This is a genomic window from Streptococcus humanilactis, assembly GCF_019448275.1.
Lineage (GTDB): Bacteria > Bacillota > Bacilli > Lactobacillales > Streptococcaceae > Streptococcus > Streptococcus humanilactis.
Genome location: NZ_JAHXBZ010000037.1, coordinates 1 through 251, shown reverse-complemented (window position 1 = coordinate 251; position 251 = coordinate 1). Strand labels below are relative to the sequence as shown.

Below are 251 nucleotides of genomic sequence, written 5' to 3'. Positions count from 1 at the left end.
GCTACCGCACTTGTTGATGCTGATGTAGACGCTACGGCACTTGTTGATGCTGATGTAGAAGCTACCGCACTTGTGCTTGCTGATGTAGAGGCTACCGCACTTGTTGATGCTGAGGTAGAGGCTACTGCGCTTGTGCTGGCTGATGTAGAGGCTACCGCACTTGTTGATGCTGAGGTAGAGGCTACGGCGCTTGTGCTTGCTGATGTAGACGCTACGGCACTTGTTGATGCTGATGTAGAAGCTACCGCACT

At 52.6% G+C, this 251-nt stretch carries 1 pseudogene; it reads left to right on the top strand.

Annotation, left to right across the window (positions count from 1 at the left end):
* Positions 1-251: pseudogene (locus KV696_RS09750) on the top strand (adhesive domain-containing protein); the annotation flags it as partial.